Origin of the sequence: Galbitalea soli (assembly GCF_010686725.1) — a bacterium.
Lineage (GTDB): Bacteria > Actinomycetota > Actinomycetes > Actinomycetales > Microbacteriaceae > Galbitalea > Galbitalea soli.
Genome location: NZ_JAAGWZ010000002.1, coordinates 103,192 through 121,728, shown reverse-complemented (window position 1 = coordinate 121,728; position 18,537 = coordinate 103,192). Strand labels below are relative to the sequence as shown.

Below are 18,537 nucleotides of genomic sequence, written 5' to 3'. Positions count from 1 at the left end.
CATGACCGACTGGACCGGAGGGGCCGCCGTCGCGCTGCCCGAGGACGCCGACACCGCGACGCTCGTGGGCCGGGTGTGGGATCCCGCGGCCGGCGGTCCGACCGTCGTCGCGATCCGCGGGGGCGCGGCCGTCGACCTCAGCGCGAGTTTCGCAACCATGCGCGACATCGCCGAGTCGCCGTCGCCCGCGGGAGAGGTGACGGCCGCCACCGGGCGGGTCGTCGCGACCGTGGACGAGCTGCTCGCCAACACCGCGGCCGACTCACGGGACTCCGCCCGACCCTGGCTGCTCTCCCCCATCGATCTGCAGGTCGTGAAGGCGGCCGGGGTCACCTTCCCCGTGTCGATGATCGAGCGCATCATCGAGGAGAAGGCCCGGGGCGAGGCGGGTGCGGCGGAGGAGATCCGCGCCACCGTCGTCGCCGCGCTCGGCGGGGAGCTCGACGCGCTCGTGCCCGGATCGCCGGAGGCGATGCGTCTGAAGGAGGTGCTCGTCGCCGAGGGACTGTGGAGTCAGTATCTCGAGGTGGGCATCGGCCCGGACGCCGAGATCTTCACGAAGGCGCCGGTGCTGGCGACGGTCGGCGCGGGGATCGACGTGGGCATCCGCTCCGACTCGGAGTGGAACAACCCCGAACCCGAGGTCGTGCTCGTCATCGACTCCCGCGGTCGCATCGTGGGGGCGACGCTCGGCAACGACGTCAACCTCCGCGACATCGAGGGGCGCTCGGCGCTGCTGCTCGGGCAGGCGAAGGACAACAACGCGTCCGCGGCCGTGGGGCCGTTCATCCGGCTCTTCGACGACGGATTCGATCTCGACGCACTCCGCACGGAGACGGTCACCCTGCACGTCGAGGGCGCCGACGGCTTCGTCATGCACGGTGAATCGCACCTCGCCCGGATCAGCCGCGATCCCGCCGACCTCGCGGCTCAGGCGCTCGGGGCGCGCCACCAGTACCCGGACGGCCTCGTGCTCTACCTCGGCACGATGTTCGCGCCGACGGACGATCGCGGCGAGCCGGGCCACGGCTTCACCCACCACGTCGACGACGTCGTGCGCATCTCGTCGCCGGCGCTCGGCGCGCTCGTCAACCGGGTCCGTCGCTCCGAGACCATCGAGCCGTGGGTCTTCGGGGTCCACGCGCTCATGGCCAACTTGGCCGAGCGCGGACTGCTCACGCGAAAGGCACGCCCATGACGATCACGACGACCGACCCCGCCACCGGTGTCACCAGCGACACCGGAATCGAGGCGACGACCGAGGCGGAGCTCGCCCGCATCACGGAGGCTGCCGCGTCGGCGTTCACCGCTCTGCGCGGTTACTCCCGCGCCTGGCGGGCCGGACTCCTGCGCGCCCTGGCCGACGGGCTCGAGGAGCGGCGCGGCGAACTGGTCGCGATCGCGCACGCCGAGACGGGTCTCGCCGAGACGCCGCGGCTGAACGGCGAGCTCAGCCGCTCCGCCTACCAGCTGCGCCTGTTCGCGGAGGCGGTCGAGGAGGGCGGCTACCTGGAAGCCGTGATCGACCACGCCGGCGACACCCCCCTCGGGCCCGGCCCCGAGATCCGGCGGATGCTCGTGCCCCTCGGCCCCGTCGCCGTGTTCGGTGCCAGCAACTTCCCCTTCGCCTTCTCCGTCGCGGGTGGCGACACCGCCTCGGCGCTCGCCGCGGGCAACCCCGTCGTCGCGAAGGCGCACCCCTCGCACCCGCTCACCTCGCGCGCATCCTTCGACGCGCTGCGCACCGCCGCCGAGGGGTACGGCGCACCCGCCGGGATTCTCGGTCTCGTCTACGGCCAGGAGGCGGGGGCCGCGCTCGTCGCCGATCCGCGCGTCGCCGCCGTCGGCTTCACCGGATCGCTCGCGACCGGGCGCATCCTGCTCGACATCATCGAGACGCGGGAGCGTCCGGTGCCGTTCTACGGGGAGCTCAGCAGCCTCAACCCGCTCATCGTCAGCGCCGGGGCGGTCGCCGCCCGCGCCGGGGCGATCGCCGACGGCCTCTTCGCCTCCTTCACCGGCTCCGCGGGTCAGCTCTGCACGAAGCCCGGACTCGCCTTCCTGCCGCGCAGCGCCACCGCGCTCGTCGACGCGATCGTCGCGAGGGCGGCGGCCGCCGAGCCGCAGCCCCTGCTCAACGCGCGCATCCACGATGCCTTCGGCGCCATCCGTGGGCGCCTGCTCGCCGACGGCGGAGCCGACTCGCTCGTCGAGCCGCACGACGGGCCCGCCGGCATCACCTGCTCCCCCGCCGTGCTGGCGATCGATGCCTCGCGCGTCACCGCCGCCGTCGCGGAGGAGGCGTTCGGTCCGCTGCTCGTGCTCGCGCTCTACGACGACCCGGCCGAGATCGCACCGGCCCTCGCCCAGGTGCCCGACTCGCTCACGGCGACCGTCCACGCCGAGCCCGATGAGTGGGATGACCTCGCCCCCCTCCTGGCGGAGCTCGAGGCGACCGTCGGCCGCCTCGTCTTCAACGGCTACCCCACCGGCGTGCGGGTCTCCTGGGGTCAGCACCACGGCGGTCCCTGGCCGGCGACGAACTCCGTCCACAGCTCCGTGGGCGTCAGCGCGATCCGCCGATTCCTGCGACCGGTGGCCTGGCAGGACGCCCCCGCGACGCTCCTTCCGGAGGAACTGAGAGAGGACTACACGGGCATTCCGCGCCGGGTCGACGGCGTGCTGACCCTCGCTACACTGGGCGAATGAGCGAAGTTCGAACGGACTTGGGGCTGCCAGTGACGACATTCCTGGGCTCGACGCCACCGCGCGCGCCGGCCGCGCGCCTGGGGGTCGCCGTCGTGCACGACCTGGTGTCGGCGATCGTGACGGGCGAGGTGCAGCCGGGGCAGTCGCTGCCGCCGGAGGGTGTGCTGAGCCAGCAGTTCGGGGTGAGTCGGACGGTCATCCGCGAGTCGGTCAAGCGCATCGAGGAGAAGGGCCTGGTCAAGATCGCCCAGGGGCGCGGCACCGAGGTGCTGCCCACGAGCTCGTGGAACGTGCTCGACCCGATCGTGCTCTCGGCGCTGGTCGAGAACGACGACTCGGTGGGCGTGCTCGACGAGCTCGCCGTCGTGCGCGGCTCACTCGAGGGCTCGATGGCGGCCGAGGCGGCGACCGCGCGGTCTGACGACGAACTCGCCACCCTGCGCGAGTCCTTCGCGCACATGGACGAGACGAAGGGCGACAAGCGCTTCGAGCAGGCCGACGTCGACTTCCACCTCATCGTCATGGAGGCGTCGCGCAACCGGCTCGCCCAGAGCATCACCAAGATCCTCTACGAGCGGGCGCGGGAGAGCACCCGCTTCACGGGCGCCGTCACCGACGAGGCGATCCAGCTCACCCTCGACGAGCACGCCCGCATTCTTCGCGCCATCGAGCGCGGCGACGCGATCGCGGCCGAGAACGCCATGCGCGAGCACATCCGCGTCGCCTGGCAGCGTCGCCGGCTGCCCACCCACCGCCGGAGCTGACGCCGCACCGAAGCGCTGCGGCCGGCACGCGCCGCACCGCCCCGCTGCGGCCCGCATCCGCCGGGGTGCGCCGCCGCGCCCGGGTGCACCGCCGGCGAGGCTCAGTCCTGGTGCCAGGCCTCGGTCATGAGCTGCCAGTTCGGCTCGCCGGAATCCGGCTCGAAGGGAAGCTGGCACGGCGCCGTGCGCGACCACCACTCCTGCGTGACCGGGTCGGCGGCCATGCGGCGCTGGTCGGCCTCGAAGTCGTCCCCGACGTACTCGTAGTAGCCCACGATCACGTCACCGAGCGAGTAAATGGTGAAGTTGCGGATCCCGCACTGGGTGATCGTGGCGGCGACCCCCGGCCACACGTTCGCGTGGAGCTCGAAGTACTCCTCCCGCCGCTCGGGTCGCAGGCGGGCGATCATCCCGAACCGCTGCGGCGCTCGCGCGGTCACTCCTTGGTACCGCCGGCGGTCATCCCGCTGACCAGGAACCGCTGCGAGAAGAGGAAGATCACGAGCACGGGCGCGACCGAGACGAGGGTGGCGAGCGCGAGCACCGGCAGCTGGATCGTCACCGATCCGGCCGAGGTCGGGTTGAAGAGCGCGACATTGGAGAGCAGCTCAGCGAGACCCACCTGCACCGGCGACTTGGGGCCGGGCTCCATCACGAAGGGCAAGAAGTAGTTGTTCCAGTTGCTCGTGAAGTTGAAGAAGCCGACGAGCGCGATCACGGGCACGGCGAGCGGCATGGCCACCTGCGCGAACACCCGCAGCTCCCCCGCGCCGTCGATCCGGGCGGCATCGAGCAGATCCCGCGAGACGCTCGTCGAGAAGTAGATGAACGTCAGGTAGACGCCGAAGGGGAAGAACGAGAAGGGCAGGATCACCGCGAGCGGGGTGCCCACGAGGTGCACGGAGCTGACCTCCAGGAACACCGGCAGCACGAGCGCCGTGTTCGGGATGAGCATGACCACGAGGGTGACGATGAGCAGCGGGCGACGCAACCGGAAGTCGGTGAGCGCCAGGGCGTAGCCGGCCGGGATGCTCACCACGAGGGTGATCGCGAGGGCGGCGATGGAATACACCGCCGAGTTGCCCAGCCAGGTCCAGATGACGCCCTGCTGGAACCCGGCGAGCGCGTTCCAGTTGTCGACGATCGTGCCGAGGGAGCCGAAGCTGAAGGGGTTCCCGAGCAGCAGCTGCCGATCCGTCTTGGTGCCCGCCAGCAGCAGCCAGAGGATCGGGATGACGAAGAAGAGCACGAACACGCCCGCGATGAGGAATGCCGTGACCCGGCCGATCCACCGCCCGGGCGCGAACCCGGAGACCGCCGGGGTGCGCAGCTCAGTCGCGCTCAAAGAGACCTCCACGGAAGACGAAGAACGCGGCGAGGCCCAGGGCCACCACGAGCAGGACGAGCGAGATGGCGGCGGAGCCGTTGAAATCGCCCTGGTTGAAGGCGTACAGGTAGGCGAGCTGGTTGAGCGAGTAGTCCGGGGGCACGACGCCCCTGCTCGCCTGCGAGAGCACCCGCGGCTCGACGAAGAGCTGGGTGCCGGCCGCCAGCGACATGATGCCCATGTACGAGATCCACTTGCGCAGCAGCGGGATCTGGATGAACCACGCCGTCTTGATCGGACCGGCGCCGTCGATCCGCGCCGCTTCCATCACCTCGAGGCTGATGTTGTTGAGCGCGCCGTACATGATGACGATCCAGCCGCCGGCGCCCGTCCAGAACGCGATGACGGTGAACACGACCGGCAGGTTCTGCACCGAGACCGTCTGCACGAAGCTCGAGAGACCGAGACCCCGGAGGATTCCCGACACGGGGCTCACCTCGGGGTCGAGCACGAACAGCCAGAGCATGACGCTCGAGGCTCCGGCGAGTGCGCCGGGGATGTAGTACAGGAAGCGGACGGAGGCGGAGAGCCAGCGCCGGCGCAGCCCGTGCACGATGAGCGCGAGGATCACCACCACCACGACCAGCAGGATCAGCCAGATGAAGAGGTAGAGCGCGACGTGCTCGACGGCGGGGAGGAAGCGGTAGTCGGCGAAGACGTGGGTGAAGTTCTCGAGACCGGCGAAGGCGCCGTTCTTGGTGAACGCCAGGTAGATGGCGTAGAGGGTGGGGAGCACCCCGAACAGCACGAGCAGCAGGCCGTAGCCGCTGGAGAACGCGTAGCCCATGACGGCCTGGGTTCGTTGCGGAACCTTGCGGGGGGCGGTCCCCCGCTGCCGACCCCGGGTGGGGCCGGCAGCGGTTCGACCGGTGGTGGTGATGGAGATGGGACTGTCCTTTGTGGGAGGCGGTGCGCTACTTGACCGTGTAGCCCTGGACCTGGGCTTCGTTCTTCATCTCCGCCTGCCACGCGGGGCTGAGGTCGGCGATGGTCTTGCCGGCCGCGAGACCGGGTACCACGACCTTGGCATAGGCGGTCTCCGGGCTGAAGCTGGGGAAGCCCCATCCCTTCCAGACGCTCGAGGCCGCGGTCGAGATCGCACCCTTGAAGTCGCCCGTGAAGTAGCCGCTGGAGGTCTGCGCAGTCAGCCAGGTATCGGCCGTCGAGCTGTAGGCCGGGAGGCCGGACGCCAGCTTCGCCGCGTCGGGCGAGCTGATCACGAAGGTGAGGAACTTCTTCACCGCGGCGTAGTTGGCGGAGTGACTGGAGGCGTACCAGACACCGCCGCCGACGTTGCCCGTGACCTTCGCGTCGCCGTCCCAGTACAGCGGGTTGGCGGCGCCGATCTCACCGGCCGGGTTGTTCAGGCTCTGCGCGTTCTGGAACAGCGCACCCGCATACCAGGCCGGTCCGGGGATCGCGACGAGCTTGCTCGCGTACTTCTTGACGAAGTCCGCGCTGAACAGGCTGTCCTGCACGAGAGTCTTGTTGGCCAGCATGTGGTCGATCAGATCCGTCATCGCGGTGGTGTGCTTGTCGGTGAAGTCCGAGGAGAAGGTGTTGCCCTTCAGCTGGAAGATCGGCGCCTGAGCACCCCAGTAGTAGACGTAGGTGCCGGTGAAGGCGTCGCCGACGGATCCGAGGATGTATCCGGGGTGGTCGGCCGCGAGCTTGTCGCTCAGCGCCTCGTACTCCTGCCACGTGGTGGGCGCGGTGTAGCCGAACTGGTCGAGCAGCTTCTTGTTGTACCAGAGCACGACGGGGGCGAGGTCGTTGCGCAGGCCGTAGACGGTGCCGTTCACGGTCATCGGCGATTCCGCCCCGGCCGTGAAGCCGTTCAGGAAGCTCGCGGGGAACAGGCCCTTGTTGAGTGGAGCCGCGAAGGCCTGGGTGCCGTTCGCCGACTTGGCCGCCCACGAGGTGTCATTCGTCTGGGTGGAGAAGACCACGTCGGGCCAGCCCGATCCGGACTGGTCGAACAGGGCCATCTTCGTCTTGAAGGAGTCGCTGCCACCGGCGTTGCCGTCGTAGGTCTGGATCTTGATCGGGGTGTCGGGGTTGGCGGCGACGAAGGCCTTGGCGAGGGGCTCGCGCGCCGCATCCACCCAGACGGTGATCGCGGACTTGCTGTCCTGCTTCGCGGTGGTGAACCCGTACTTGCTGTCGTTTGCCGCAGATCCCGTGCCGGCGGAGGAGCAGGCGGTGAGAATTGCGAGGGCTGCCACCGCGGCCGTGGCGGCGAGGGTTCTCTTGATGCGGCGATGCTGTGATGCCATATCGCGTCCTTTTCTGGTCGACGTCGTTGACGACTTGTACCGTCCACTCTGGCGGTAGACAAATTAGATCATACATGTGACCTATTTGCAATCGCCTCCCGAGCTGGCCGTTTTTGTGCAACTTCGCGCGCCCAAAGGAAAGTTTCGCCAACAGGGCGGGGTTCCGCCGCCCTGTTGCACCTTTTTGTCCCAGAAAACGAGGGTGCTGACGGCGCGCAGGTCGGCCCAGACGCGGTCGCTCAACCCCAGTGCCAGCACCCTCGTTTTGTGGCACGAAAATGGCCAACTTGGCGGGCAAGGCCCGACAAGTTGTCGATTCTCCACTTTGGGCGCGCGAATTTGCACAAAAATGGCCAAGCCGCGGGGGGCAATGAGCGCCGGGTCACTCCACCGGGCGCAGCCGCAACTCCTGCATTCCGCCGTCCACCGCGAGGCTCGTGCCCGTCGTGGAGCGGTTACGCGGGCTCGCCAGATAGGCGATCGCCTCCGCGATCTCCTCCGGCGCGACCAGGCGGCCGTGCGGCTGGCGCGCGGCCAACGCGGCGCGCTCCGCAGCGGGGTCGGGCGCGGAGTCGAGCAGGCGCCCCACCCACGGGGTGTCGGCGGTGCCCGGATTCACGCAGTTCACCCGGATGCCCTCCCGCAGGTGATCCGCCGCCATCGCGCGCGTCAACGACAGCACCGCGCCCTTCGACGCGCTGTACACCGCCCGCTGCGGCAGACCCGCGGTCGCCGCGATCGAGCAGGTGTTCACGATGGCCGCGGCCGAGGAGGCGCGCAGGTGGGGCAGGGCAGCGCGACTGACGCGCGCGATCCCGACCACGTTGATGCTGAGGACGCGCATCCACTCGTCATCGCTGGCGTCCGCGATGCTGCCCTGGGCGCCGATGCCCGCGTTGTTGACCACGATGTCGATGCCGCCGAAGCGCTCCGCCACCGCCTCCACCGCGGCGCGCACGGAGGCGTCGTCCGACACGTCCGCCTGTACGGCGAAGGCCTCGGGATTCGCCCCGTCGATCCGCAGGTCGAGCACGGCGACCCGCGCCCCGCCCTCCAGCAGTCGGGTCACGACCGCCGCGCCGATGCCGGCCGCGCCGCCCGTGACGATCGCAGTGAGTCCGTCGAATTCCATCAGTTCTCCTTAGGCGTTCCGGTAGGTCTGGCGCTGGCGCCCCAGCCCCTCGATCTCGATCTCGACGACGTCCCCTGCGGTCAGGTAGGGGAATCGTCCCGAGAGGGCGACCCCCTCCGGCGTGCCCGTGAGCACGACGTCTCCGGGCTCGAGCGCGAGGAACTGGCTCAGGTGCCAGATGATGTGGTCGACACCGAAGATGAGGTCGGCGGTCGTGGAGTCCTGTCGCGGCTCACCGTTGACCCAGCTGCGCAGGCGGAGGGAACGGGCATCCACCTCGTCGGGCGTGACGAGCCACGGGCCGAGCGGGCTGAACCCGGGTGACGACTTGCCCTTCGACCACTGGCCGCCCGAGACCTCGAGCTGGAACTCGCGCTCCGAGAGGTCGTTGGCCACGAGGTAGCCGGCGATGTGCTTCGCCGAGTCGGCGGGCGAGTCGAGATACAGGGCGCGCTCGCGGATGACCACCCCCAGCTCGACCTCCCAGTCCGTCTTGACGCTCCGCCGCGGAATCTCGACCTCGTCGTTCGGGCCCGCCACCGTGTTGGGCGTCTTGAGGAACATGATCGGGATCTCGGGCGGCTGCGAGCCGGATTCCGCCGCGTGGGCGGCGTAGTTCATCCCGATGCAGATGACGGCGCTCGGGCGCGCGACGGGTGAGCCGATCCGCAGGGCATCCGCGCCCGGCAGCTCGGGCAGGGTGCCCGCCTCCGCCGCGGCCCGAACGCGCTCGAGGCCACCGGCAGCGAGGGTGTCACCGTCGATATCGCGGATGACTCCGCTCAGGTCGAGGTAGCGGTCGCCGTCGAGGAGGACGGGTGTCTCGTGACCGACGTCACCGAGTCTGGCTAGTTTCATGGGGAGGGTGCTCCGTGCTCGAACGCGATAGACATGGGATGTCTGGGTCGCAGGTCACGGTACACGCGCCGGTCTGGGCGCGCAACCGGCGCTATTGGTGGGATGGCTGACCGTCAACTAGGATCACCCCATGGCCGTGACCGAGCAGGCGATCTCCACCATCAAGGCGATGATCGTGTCGGGAGAACTGCGGGCCGGCGACCGGCTGCCGCCCGAGAAGGAGCTCAGTGAGCGGCTCGGGGTCTCGCGGAACTCGCTGCGTGAGGCGGTCAAGTCGCTGGAATTCATCCGGGTGCTCGACGTGCGGCGGGGTGACGGCACCTTCGTGACGAGCCTCGACCCGGAGCAGCTGCTCGAAGCGATGTCGTTCGTAGTCGACCTCCACGGCGACCGCTCGATCCTCGAGATCTTCGAGGTGCGACGGGTGCTCGAACCGCACGCGGCCGCGCTCGCCGCGACCCGCATCGGCGAGGAGGAGCTCGTCTCCCTCGCCGCCTCCCTCGCCGCCGTCGACGAGTCGACCGACGTCGACCGCATGGTCGCCCACGACCTCGAGTTCCACCGCATCATCTCCGATGCGAGCGGCAACGCCTACCTCGCCCGGCTGCTCGACTCGATGTCGGGCTCCACCGCTCGGGCGCGCATCTGGCGAGGCATCACCCAGGAGGGCTCGGCGGGTCGCACGCTCTCCGAGCACGCGGCGATCCTCCGCGCCCTGCAGAACCACGACGCCGAGATGACGCGCGCGGCGCTCGTCGTGCACATCGGCGGCATCGAGTCCTGGCTGCGGCAGGCGGTCGAGCAATGACGCTGCTGGTCGGCGTGCCCGATTCGGGGATGCTCGCGCGCCTGCATCCTCTCGCCCCCGCCGGTGTCGAGCTCCTGGTATGGCGTCTCGGCGACGACCCCATCGACCGACGCTTCGACCTCCTCGTGCTGCCCTACATGATCCCGGCCGGCGATCTCGATCGACTGCGCGGCCAGCGGGCAACGGTCGTGCAGGCGCAGATGCTCGGCTACGACGGGGTCGCCGCGCACCTCCCGCCGGGCCACCTCTATTGCAACGCGGTCGACGTGCACGAGGCGGCGACCGGCGAGCTCGCTCTCGCGCTCATCCTCGCGAGCCAGCGCGGCATCCCGGAGTTCGTGCGCGCGGCGGGCTCCGGCACGTTTGCGCACGAGCGATACCCGGGCCTCGCGCTGCAGCGGGTCGTCGTTCTCGGCGCGGGCGGTGTTGGCCGCGAGGTCGCCCACAGGCTCGTGCCCTTCGACGTGGAGCTCGTGCGGGTGGCGCGCACGGCGCGCAGCGACGAGCTGGGTGAGGTGCTCGCCTGGAGCGCGCTCCGGGAGGTGCTGCCCACGGCCGACATCGTCGTGGTCACCGTGCCTCTGGATGACTCGACTCGCGGCCTCGTCGACGACGACTTCCTCGCGCTCCTGGCGCCCGGCGCGCTGCTCGTGAACGTGGCCCGCGGACCGGTCGTCGACACCGAGGCACTCACCCGCGCGGTCGTCGCGGGGCGCGTGCGCGCCGCGCTCGACGTCACCGACCCGGAGCCGCTCCCCGCCGACCACCCCCTGTGGAGCGCGCCCGGCGCACTCATCAGCCCGCACGTCGGCGGCGACGTCGGCTCCATGAGCCGACGCATGGACCGCCTCACGCTCGCCCAGATCGAGCGACTCGCGGCCGGTCGCGACCCCCTCAACGTGGTGCTGCGCAGCTAAGCTGCGCGCCCTCCCTCCCCCTCCCCCTCCCCTCCCCGAGTTGGCACTTTTCGTGCAACTTCGCGCGCCCGAAGAGGCAATTTCGCCAACAAGGCGGCCTCTGGCCACCTTGTTGCACCTTTCCGTGCCACGTAACGAGGGTGCTGGCGGCGCCACTGACCCCCGAACGGGGGTGTACATTCCGTTCTGTATTCTGCCATTGTTTCCACATGAGAACTGATCAAGATTCTGCTTCGACTTCAATTCGCACTCCACTCAGTCGACGATCGCTTCTACTCGGGGCCAGCGGAACCGCCTTCGTCGGGGTTCTTGGGGCGACCTTCATCCCGAGCGGATCCGCGTCGGCCGCCACCGCGTATGGCAATTCCGTACCCGCCGGCACCCAACTGAATGCCGGCGACTCCTTGGTTTCCACTTACGGGCAATTCACATTCACCATGCAAACTGACGGGAATGCCGTGTTGTACAGCGCAGGTGGATACGCCCAGTGGCGCTCTGATACCCACGTTGCGGGTTCACGCATGCACATTCAGACCGATGGAAATGTCGTCATATACGATCCATCGAACAACCCGGTATGGTCATCCGGAACCGGTCAGACTGACGCAACTGGCGGACTCTTCCGGCTTCAGGACGACGGCAACTTGGTCTACCAGGCCGCCGACCACAGTGTGATCTGGAATTCGGCCTCGGTCTATGGAGTGCTGTATGCGGGCGAAGTGCTGCGTGATCAATGGATGATGCGCAAATATGGATTCCGGCTCGTCATGCAACACGACGGCAACCTCGTCCTGCTTCGCGAGTCGAATAGCACTGTCGTCTGGAACTCGAATACAGACGTGAACGTTGGCGCGTACACAATCCTGCAGGCGACTGACGGCAATCTCGTGGTTTACTCTTCCGCGAAGACAGCGCTCTGGTACTCGGGTTCGCCCCACCAGACGGGCACATACGCCACAATCGAGTCGTGGGGGGCGGTGGGTGTGCACTCGTCGTCCGGATCGTTGCTCTGGTCATCCACCCCAAAGCCGGCTTCAACCTCGTTAGACGGGATCGTTGCCGCCGCGCTCAGCTACGAAGGCAACGACTTCTATGACATGCAGGCGATCTGGCCCGCTCCGTACCACCAGAGTAGCGTGATCGATTGGTGCGCGATCTTCGCCTCGTTCGTCACTCGTAACGGCGGGGTTGCTTATAACGCGAGCAGCATCGGGCTGTACGACTCTCTGCCCCACAACTCGCCAGCCGGATCCATCAGACGCGGGGACATCATCTACTACAAGAAGGCCGGTGTTACTGATGGGCATACCGGATTCGTGTACGACGTGTCCGGGGGCATTGCTCGGACCATCGAAGGGAATGCGGGCTCAGGTACGACGGCGTCAACTAGTCATGTGAAGCGCTACCCGGACGGCCCTTGGGATCCGAGCGCGGTCGTCGGATACGCCCATCCCACCTATGCCTGAGTACCGGGAATAACGCGCCGGCCCCAGCTCCGTTTGATCGAGGGCGAGTCAAGTCGATGTGCAGAAGGTATCTGGGAGTGAAACCTCTACAGACACCTGTCAAAATCGAGTCCTCGTCCCGACGGCAGTGCATACCCGGCGCGACAACGCATTGAGACCCTCCGCAAATGAGCCGCTATCCCGATAGCGGGGTTCGAACACGGCCACAGTTCCACCGATACCGCGGAAACAGTCGAGTTCAACTCATGCGACAAAGCTTGCGCTACCGCTGGACATCCTGACCGGAACACGGCGCGACGTTGCTGGATCACAGCGGGCGTGATTTAGCGGGGGCACCTGCGTGGTCGCTTCTGCATCGATTGGGGGACGACGGCGATTGCAACCGCACCGTCGTTTTATGGCACAAAATGGTGCAACATTGCGGCCGGAGGCCGCCTTGTTGGCGAAATTGCCCCTCCGGGCGCACAAAGTTGCCCGAAAAGTGCCAACTCGCGGAGCGGGGCGGAGCGGGGCGGAGCTGGGCGGAGCTGGGCGGGCGAGGGGGCCTTGCCCAACGAAAAGAGACCCCGCCGAAAGGCGAGGTCTCTTCACTTTGGTGGCAAGTGAGGGATTCGAACCCCCGAAGTTGAAAACGTCTGATTTACAGTCAGATCCCTTTGGCCGCTTGGGTAACTTGCCGTGACGCTCCGACCACGTGTGATCACCTGTCCGGAGGCGCGCATCAAGGATACAAGTTTCTGCGCCCCCGCGTGACCACCACAACCGCCCCCGCCCGACCCCGACCCCGCCCCCACAACCGCCCCGCCCCGCCCCGCCCACGACCCCGCCCACGGGCGAGCAGATCCCCGACCCCGCCCCAGCCCGAGCAGATCGCCAGCCCGAGCAGAACCCCCACCCCCAACCCCGCCCACCCACACGCATTAAGCTGCTGGCATGGCAGATTCCTCATTCGACATCGTCAGCAAGGTCGACAAGATGGAGGCCGACAACGCGGTCAACCAGGCGCAGAAGGAGATCGCCCAGCGCTACGACTTCAAGAACGTGGGCGCCTCGGTCGACTGGAGCGGCGAGAAGCTCCTCCTGAAGGCGAGCGCCGAGGAGCGCGTGAAAGCGGTCCTCGAGGTGGTCGAGCAGAAGTTCATCAAGCGCGGCATCTCATTGCGCAGCCTCGACGCCGGCGACCCCTACGCGAGCGGCAAGGAGTACCGCATCGAGGTCTCCCTCAAGAACGGGATCTCCTCCGACGACGCGAAGAAGATCTCGAAGATCATCCGCGATGAGGGCCCCAAGAGCGTGAAGTCTCAGATCCAGGGTGACGAGCTGCGGGTGCAGTCGAAGAGCCGCGACGACCTGCAGGCCACGATGGCCCTGCTCAAGGGCAAAGACCTCGACGTGGCGCTGCAGTTCGTCAACTTCCGCTGACCTCGCGGCCCAGCTTCGACGGCCACCAGATGCGGCGGCCGATGTCGTAGGCGAGGGCCGGCACGAGCAGTGAGCGCACCACGATGGTGTCGAGCAGCACGCCGAAGCCGACGATGAATGCGATCTGCGCGAGGAACATCACGGGGATCACGCCGAGCGCGGCGAAGGTCGCGGCGAGCACGATGCCGGCCGAGGTGATGACGCCGCCCGTGATGGCGAGCCCGCGCAGAACGCCGCGTCGCGTGCCGAGCTGCAGCGACTCCTCCCGCACCCGCGTCATGAGGAAGATGTTGTAGTCCACCCCGAGCGCGACCAGGAAGATGAAGCCGTAGAGCGGCACGGCGGGGTCGGCGCCCACGAAGTGGAACACGTGGTTGAACACGAGGGCCGAGATGCCGATGGTCGCCGCGAACGACAGCACCACGCTGCCGATCAGCAGCAGGGGCGCGACGATCGAGCGCAGCAGAAGCATCAAGATCAGCAGGATGACCAGCAGCACCACCGGAATGATGAGCCCCCGATCATGCACCGCCGCCGCGTTCGTGTCGATGGCCGTCGCGGTCACGCCCCCCACGGGCGCGGTGCTGCCGAGTTCTGCGCGCAGTCGCTGCACGGTCGCCGTGGCCGCCGCCGAGTCCGGATCGTCGCTGAGGGTCGCCTGCAGCAGCACGCGTCCGCTCTTGACCGTCGCCTCGGGTGCGGGGGTGCCGGGCGGGCCGGCCGGGGTGATGGTGCCGTCGGCCGTCACCGGGAGCGGCCCTTGGGCGGTCTGCACGGCGAGGGAGTCGACTCCGCGCGTTCCGAGCACGGTGGCGGCGGTGCTCGCGAGCGAGGCGGCGGGGGCCAGGACGACGGCCGGGCTGCCGGAGCCCTTCGGGAAGTGCCTGCCGAGGGCATCCTGACCGTCGCGGGCCTGGGAGGCGCCCAGCACGACCGCGCTCTGGGGGATGCCGTTCGCCTTCAGCTGGAGGAGGCCGAGACAGGAGACGAGCAGCACGACCACGCTCACGACCCACACCCAGCGCGGGTGCCGCGAGATGCCCCGCCCGAGCCGCGGCCAGAGTCCCTTCACGTCGTCGCCGTCGGTGCGGGGGTGCGCCGAGCCGAACCGGGGGCGGAGCGGCCAGAAGGCGGCGCGCCCGGTCGCGAGCAGGAGGGCCGGCAGGAGGGTCATGGCCGCGAGGAAGGCGAAGGCGACCCCGATCGCGGCGACCGGGCCGAGCGCCTTGTTGGAGCTGAGTTCGCTGAGCAGGAGGCAGAGCAGGCCGACGATGACGGTGCCGGCCGAGGCGAGGATGGGCTCCAGGGAGCCGCGCAGGGCGGCGAGCGTCGCGTCCCAGCGGCGCTCGTTGTCACGGAGCGCCTCGCGGTACCGCGACACGTAGAGCAGGGAGTAGTCGGTGGCGGCGCCGATGACGAGGATGAACAGGATCCCCTGCACCTGCCCGTTGATCTGAAGCAGCCCCGCCTTCGCGAGGTTCCACACCACGAGGATGCTCGCGCACAGCGCGAACACCGAGGTCAGCAGCACGAGGATCGGCAGGAGCGGCGAGCGGTAGACGACGATCAGGATCACGAGCACGGCGAGCACGGCGACGAGCAGCAGCACGCCGTCGATGCCCGCGAACGCGCCCCCGAGGTCGGCGATCTGGCCGGCCGGCCCCGTCACGTAGCCGCTGAGGCCCGCGGGGAGCCCGTCGGCGATGACCCCGCGCACGACGCCGACGGTCGCGGAGGTCTGGGTGTCGTCGGCGATGGGCACGATGATCTCGGCTGCCGCGCCGTCCGCCGAGATGAGCGCGGGCGAGGTTCCGGTGTCCACGCCCTTCGTCGCCGCGACGGCGCTGATCCGGCCGTCGATGAAGCTGCGGTCGGCGGTCGTGAGCCCACCGTCGCGGGCGAACACGACCACCGCGGGGATGGCTTTCTTCTCCTGGAAGGCGGCTTGCGCGTTCTGCACCGTCGTCGCATCCGAGCTGGCGGGCAGGAAGCTCGTCGCGTCGTTGCTCGACACCTCGCTGATCTTGCCGAAGTAGGGTCCGCCCACGCCGCCGACGGCGAACCACGCCAGGATCAGCACGGCGGGGATGACCACCCGCAGCACCCGGGGAACCCTCGAGGTGCCCCGGCGCGCGGTGGTACGGTCGGTCGTGTCGGTCATGGCCGCTCCAATCGTCAGCAAGCTGACTAATACGATACACGCCGCCCGATAGTCTCGACAGGTGACCACCCGCTTTCCGCGCCCGCAGTTGCCCGCGCTCACCGGCATCCGGGCCCTCGCGGCACTGTGGGTCGTCACGCGGCACTTCCGCACCGAACTCATCGACGCCTTCCCGCCGCTCCGCGTGCTCGCCCCCGTCTTCAACGCGGGCTACCTCGGCGTCGACCTGTTCTTCATCCTGAGCGGCTTCATCCTCACCTACACCCACTTCGACCGGATGACCGACCGCTTCTCCTGGCGCAGCGCCGTCGGGTTCCTCTGGCTCCGCATCGGCCGCGTGTGGCCGCTGACCGCCGCGGTGCTCGTGCTGTTCGGCGCGGTGTTCGCCCTGCAGTACGCCACGAGCGGCAACCCCGCCTTCGCGGCGCAGGCCGACGTCGGGCGGCTCATGCAGCACCTGCTGCTCGTGCAGGCGTGGACCGCGCACCCCCTCGACTGGAACGGGCTCGACTGGTCGATCAGCGCGGAGTGGCTGGCCTACCTCGTCTTCTCGGTGGGGATCGTCGCGCTGGCCGCGTACGCGCGGGTGGCCGCGCGGCGGATGACGGTCATCCTGATCGCGGCCCTCACGCTGCCGATGATCGTGGTCGGCAGCACGATGCAGGATGACACGATCCTGCTGTTCTCCCCGAACAGCTACACGATCGCCCCGGGCGTCGTCGCGCTGCGCGTGCTCACCGAGTTCTGGATCGGCGCGCTGCTCGCGATTCTGCTGAGCGCTCGTCTCGGCGAGGGCCGCCCCCTGCGCTTCCCGCTCGCGACCGTGGCCTCGATCGCCGCCCTCGTCGTCGTGGTGCTCGCGCCGGTGCTCGACGCGCACCCGTGGATCCGGCACGGCCAGCCGCAGTTCCGCGACGGAGTCGACATGATCGCCCGCACCGGCACGATCGTCGTCCTCCCGCTGTTCGTGCTCGTCATCGCGGGGCTCGCGGTGGCCCCCCGCGATCCGCTCGCGCGCGTGCTCGCGACCCGGCCGCTGCAGCTGGGCGGGCGGGTGTCGTTCGCGCTCTACCTGTCGCACCCGCTCGTCATCGGTGCGGGGGTCACCCTGCTCGCGCGTCTCGGCTCCCCCGCGCTCCGCGACCTGGTCACGGTGGGGGTGCTGGTCGCGGCCTGGGTCTTCGCCTGGGTGCTGTGGCGATTCATCGAGGAGCCGTGCCGCAAGCTGGCGAGGCGGATGCTCCCCCGCACGATCGCGGTCTGACCCGCAGCGTCGCTACGGGCGATTGCTCGCCCGCACCATCTCGTCCCGCGCCACGACCTTGATGCGCGCGCGGCCGTGCGGTGCGCCCAGAGCCTGCTCGTGCTCGTCGAGCTTGTGCCAGCCGCTGAGGTTGGTGAACTCGATGCCGCGCTCGCTCAGTAGGGTGACGACCGACTCCTCGTCGGGCTCGGCCGGGGTCCACCAGCTGGACTGATCGTGGATGACGTGGCGGATGGTCTCCATCGCGTCGCTCTTGGTGTGGCCGATGAGCCCGACCGGTCCGCGCTTGATCCAGCCGGTGGCGTAGACGGCCGGGAGCGGCTGGTCGTCGTCGCCGAGCACCTGGCCCTCGCGGTTGGGGATGACTCCGCGCTTCTCGTCGAAGGGGATGCCGTCGAGGGGCGACCCGAAGTAGCCCACCGCGCGATAGAGCGCCTGGATCGGGATCTCGCGGTACTCGCCCGTGCCGCGCACGCCGCCCTCGCCGTCCGGCTCGGTGCGCTCCCAGCGGAAACCGCTCACCGCACCATCCTCGCCGAGCACCTCGGCCGGGCGCGCGAAGAAGTGCAGGTGCAGTCTGCGGGAGGCCGCGCCCGTCTCCCGTGCGCGCCACTGGGTGAACACGCGGTCGATGACGAGCACCTGCTTGTTGGTGGCGATGGCATTGCGGGAGGCCTCGTCGTAGTCGAAGTCCTCCTCGTGCACGATCATGTCGACGTCGCGCAGCTCGCCGAGCTCGCGCAGCTCGAGGGGAGTGAACTTCACCTGCATGGGGCCCCGGCGGCCGAAGACGTGCACATCCGTCACGGGCGAGGCCTTCAGCCCCTCGTAGACGTTGGCCGGGATCTCGGTCGGCAGCAGGTCGTCGGCGTGCTTCGCGAGCATGCGGGCCACGTCGAGTGCCACGTTGCCGTTGCCGATGACTGCGACCTCCTTCGCGTCGAGAGGCCACTCGCGCGGCACATCCGGGTGGCCGTCGTACCAGCTCACGAAGTCGGCGGCACCGTAGCTGCCGTCGAGGTCGATTCCGGGAATGTCGAGGTCGGCATCCCGGATCGCGCCCGTCGAGAAGATCACGGCGTTGTAGTGCTTCTTGAGGTCGGCGAGCGTGATGTCCCGCCCGTACAGCACGTTGCCGAAGAGGCGGATCCGGCCGGTGTCGAGCACCTCGCGCAGGGCGGTGATGATGCCCTTGATGCGCGGATGATCGGGCGCGACCCCGTAGCGAACGAGTCCGTACGGCGCCGGCAGTTGCTCGAACAGGTCGATCGAGACGTCGAACTCCTTCTCCGCCTTGAGGAGGATGTCAGCGGCATAGATGCCGGCGGGGCCGGCACCCACGATGGCGAGCCTGAGCTTCGTCATTGGGGGTT

The 18,537-nt window shown here is 68.9% G+C and carries 16 protein-coding genes and 1 tRNA gene; 8 read left to right on the top strand and 9 right to left on the bottom strand.

Features of this window, described 5'->3' with window-relative positions:
• The first annotated feature begins 1 nt into the window (after window position 1).
• Genes G3T37_RS06655 through G3T37_RS06645 form a run of 3 tightly spaced genes read left to right on the top strand, consistent with a single transcriptional unit; the run spans window position 2 to window position 3,473 of the window.
• Window positions 2–1,198 carry a fumarylacetoacetate hydrolase family protein gene (locus tag G3T37_RS06655; protein WP_163472724.1) on the top strand — a complete coding sequence of 399 codons (1,197 nt, stop codon included), beginning with the start codon at window positions 2–4 and terminating at the stop codon, window positions 1,196–1,198.
• Complete coding sequence (locus G3T37_RS06650) at window positions 1,195–2,709, top strand: aldehyde dehydrogenase (NADP(+)) (RefSeq protein ID WP_163472723.1); 1,515 nt, start codon at window positions 1,195–1,197, stop codon at window positions 2,707–2,709. Before G3T37_RS06655 ends, G3T37_RS06650 begins: the two co-directional genes overlap by 4 nt.
• Window positions 2,706–3,473 carry a FadR/GntR family transcriptional regulator gene (locus tag G3T37_RS06645; protein ID WP_163472722.1) on the top strand — a complete coding sequence of 256 codons (768 nt, stop codon included), beginning with the start codon at window positions 2,706–2,708 and terminating at the stop codon, window positions 3,471–3,473. Before G3T37_RS06650 ends, G3T37_RS06645 begins: the two co-directional genes overlap by 4 nt.
• Before the next feature lie 101 nt (window positions 3,474–3,574).
• Here the strand turns inward: G3T37_RS06645 and G3T37_RS06640 are convergent, their stop codons facing one another.
• The 6 genes from G3T37_RS06640 to G3T37_RS06615 form a co-directional block, all read right to left on the bottom strand.
• A complete protein-coding gene (locus G3T37_RS06640) occupies window positions 3,575–3,913 on the bottom strand; it encodes an L-rhamnose mutarotase (RefSeq protein WP_338401209.1) in 339 nt (112 codons plus the stop codon).
• A complete protein-coding gene (locus G3T37_RS06635; RefSeq protein WP_241732269.1) occupies window positions 3,910–4,818 on the bottom strand; it encodes a carbohydrate ABC transporter permease in 909 nt (302 codons plus the stop codon). The genes G3T37_RS06640 and G3T37_RS06635 overlap by 4 nt, the downstream gene beginning before the upstream one ends.
• Window positions 4,805–5,647, bottom strand: coding sequence for a carbohydrate ABC transporter permease (locus G3T37_RS06630; protein WP_194241506.1), 843 nt, complete (start codon window positions 5,645–5,647; stop codon window positions 4,805–4,807). The genes G3T37_RS06635 and G3T37_RS06630 overlap by 14 nt, the downstream gene beginning before the upstream one ends.
• Before the next feature lie 127 nt (window positions 5,648–5,774).
• A complete protein-coding gene (locus tag G3T37_RS06625; protein ID WP_163472721.1) occupies window positions 5,775–7,136 on the bottom strand; it encodes an ABC transporter substrate-binding protein in 1,362 nt (453 codons plus the stop codon).
• A gap of 382 nt (window positions 7,137–7,518) precedes the next feature.
• Window positions 7,519–8,268, bottom strand: coding sequence for an SDR family NAD(P)-dependent oxidoreductase (locus G3T37_RS06620; RefSeq protein WP_163472720.1), 750 nt, complete (start codon window positions 8,266–8,268; stop codon window positions 7,519–7,521).
• Between the two features lie 9 nt (window positions 8,269–8,277).
• Complete coding sequence (locus G3T37_RS06615; RefSeq protein ID WP_163472719.1) at window positions 8,278–9,126, bottom strand: fumarylacetoacetate hydrolase family protein; 849 nt, start codon at window positions 9,124–9,126, stop codon at window positions 8,278–8,280.
• Window positions 9,127–9,256: 130 nt separating this feature from the next.
• Between G3T37_RS06615 and G3T37_RS06610 the strand changes: the two genes are divergently transcribed.
• The 3 genes from G3T37_RS06610 to G3T37_RS06600 all read left to right on the top strand — a co-directional run bounded on the left by G3T37_RS06610 (window position 9,257) and on the right by G3T37_RS06600 (window position 12,317).
• Window positions 9,257–9,934 (top strand): FadR/GntR family transcriptional regulator, encoded by a 678-nt coding sequence (locus G3T37_RS06610; protein WP_163472718.1) that lies wholly within the window; start codon window positions 9,257–9,259, stop codon window positions 9,932–9,934.
• Window positions 9,931–10,851: an NAD(P)-dependent oxidoreductase gene (locus G3T37_RS06605; RefSeq protein WP_163472717.1), complete on the top strand. Its 921-nt coding sequence runs from the start codon at window positions 9,931–9,933 to the stop codon at window positions 10,849–10,851. Before G3T37_RS06610 ends, G3T37_RS06605 begins: the two co-directional genes overlap by 4 nt.
• 521 nt (window positions 10,852–11,372) lie before the next feature.
• Complete coding sequence (locus G3T37_RS06600) at window positions 11,373–12,317, top strand: hypothetical protein (protein WP_163472716.1); 945 nt, start codon at window positions 11,373–11,375, stop codon at window positions 12,315–12,317.
• Window positions 12,318–12,910: 593 nt separating this feature from the next.
• Here the strand turns inward: G3T37_RS06600 and G3T37_RS06595 are convergent.
• Window positions 12,911–12,995, bottom strand: a tRNA-Tyr gene (locus G3T37_RS06595).
• A gap of 255 nt (window positions 12,996–13,250) precedes the next feature.
• On the opposite strand from G3T37_RS06595, the gene G3T37_RS06590 reads away from it, so the two are divergent.
• Window positions 13,251–13,739 carry a YajQ family cyclic di-GMP-binding protein gene (locus tag G3T37_RS06590; RefSeq protein WP_163472715.1) on the top strand — a complete coding sequence of 163 codons (489 nt, stop codon included), beginning with the start codon at window positions 13,251–13,253 and terminating at the stop codon, window positions 13,737–13,739.
• On the opposite strand, the gene G3T37_RS06585 is transcribed toward G3T37_RS06590, so the two are convergent.
• The gene (locus tag G3T37_RS06585; RefSeq protein WP_163472714.1) at window positions 13,726–15,900 is read right to left on the bottom strand and encodes an MMPL family transporter; all 2,175 of its coding nucleotides are present in this window, start codon (window positions 15,898–15,900) and stop codon (window positions 13,726–13,728) included. The two genes, G3T37_RS06590 and G3T37_RS06585, sit on opposite strands and share 14 nt — an antisense overlap.
• A gap of 61 nt (window positions 15,901–15,961) precedes the next feature.
• Here G3T37_RS06585 and G3T37_RS06580 point away from each other — a divergent pair, with 61 nt between their 5' ends.
• The gene (locus G3T37_RS06580) at window positions 15,962–17,164 is read left to right on the top strand and encodes an acyltransferase family protein (RefSeq protein WP_163472713.1); all 1,203 of its coding nucleotides are present in this window, start codon (window positions 15,962–15,964) and stop codon (window positions 17,162–17,164) included.
• 12 nt (window positions 17,165–17,176) lie between these two features.
• Here G3T37_RS06580 and G3T37_RS06575 read toward each other — a convergent pair whose 3' ends face one another.
• Entirely contained in the window at window positions 17,177–18,529 is a 1,353-nt protein-coding gene (locus G3T37_RS06575; RefSeq protein ID WP_163472712.1) for an FAD-dependent oxidoreductase, read from the bottom strand.
• Window positions 18,530–18,537 lie beyond the last annotated feature (8 nt).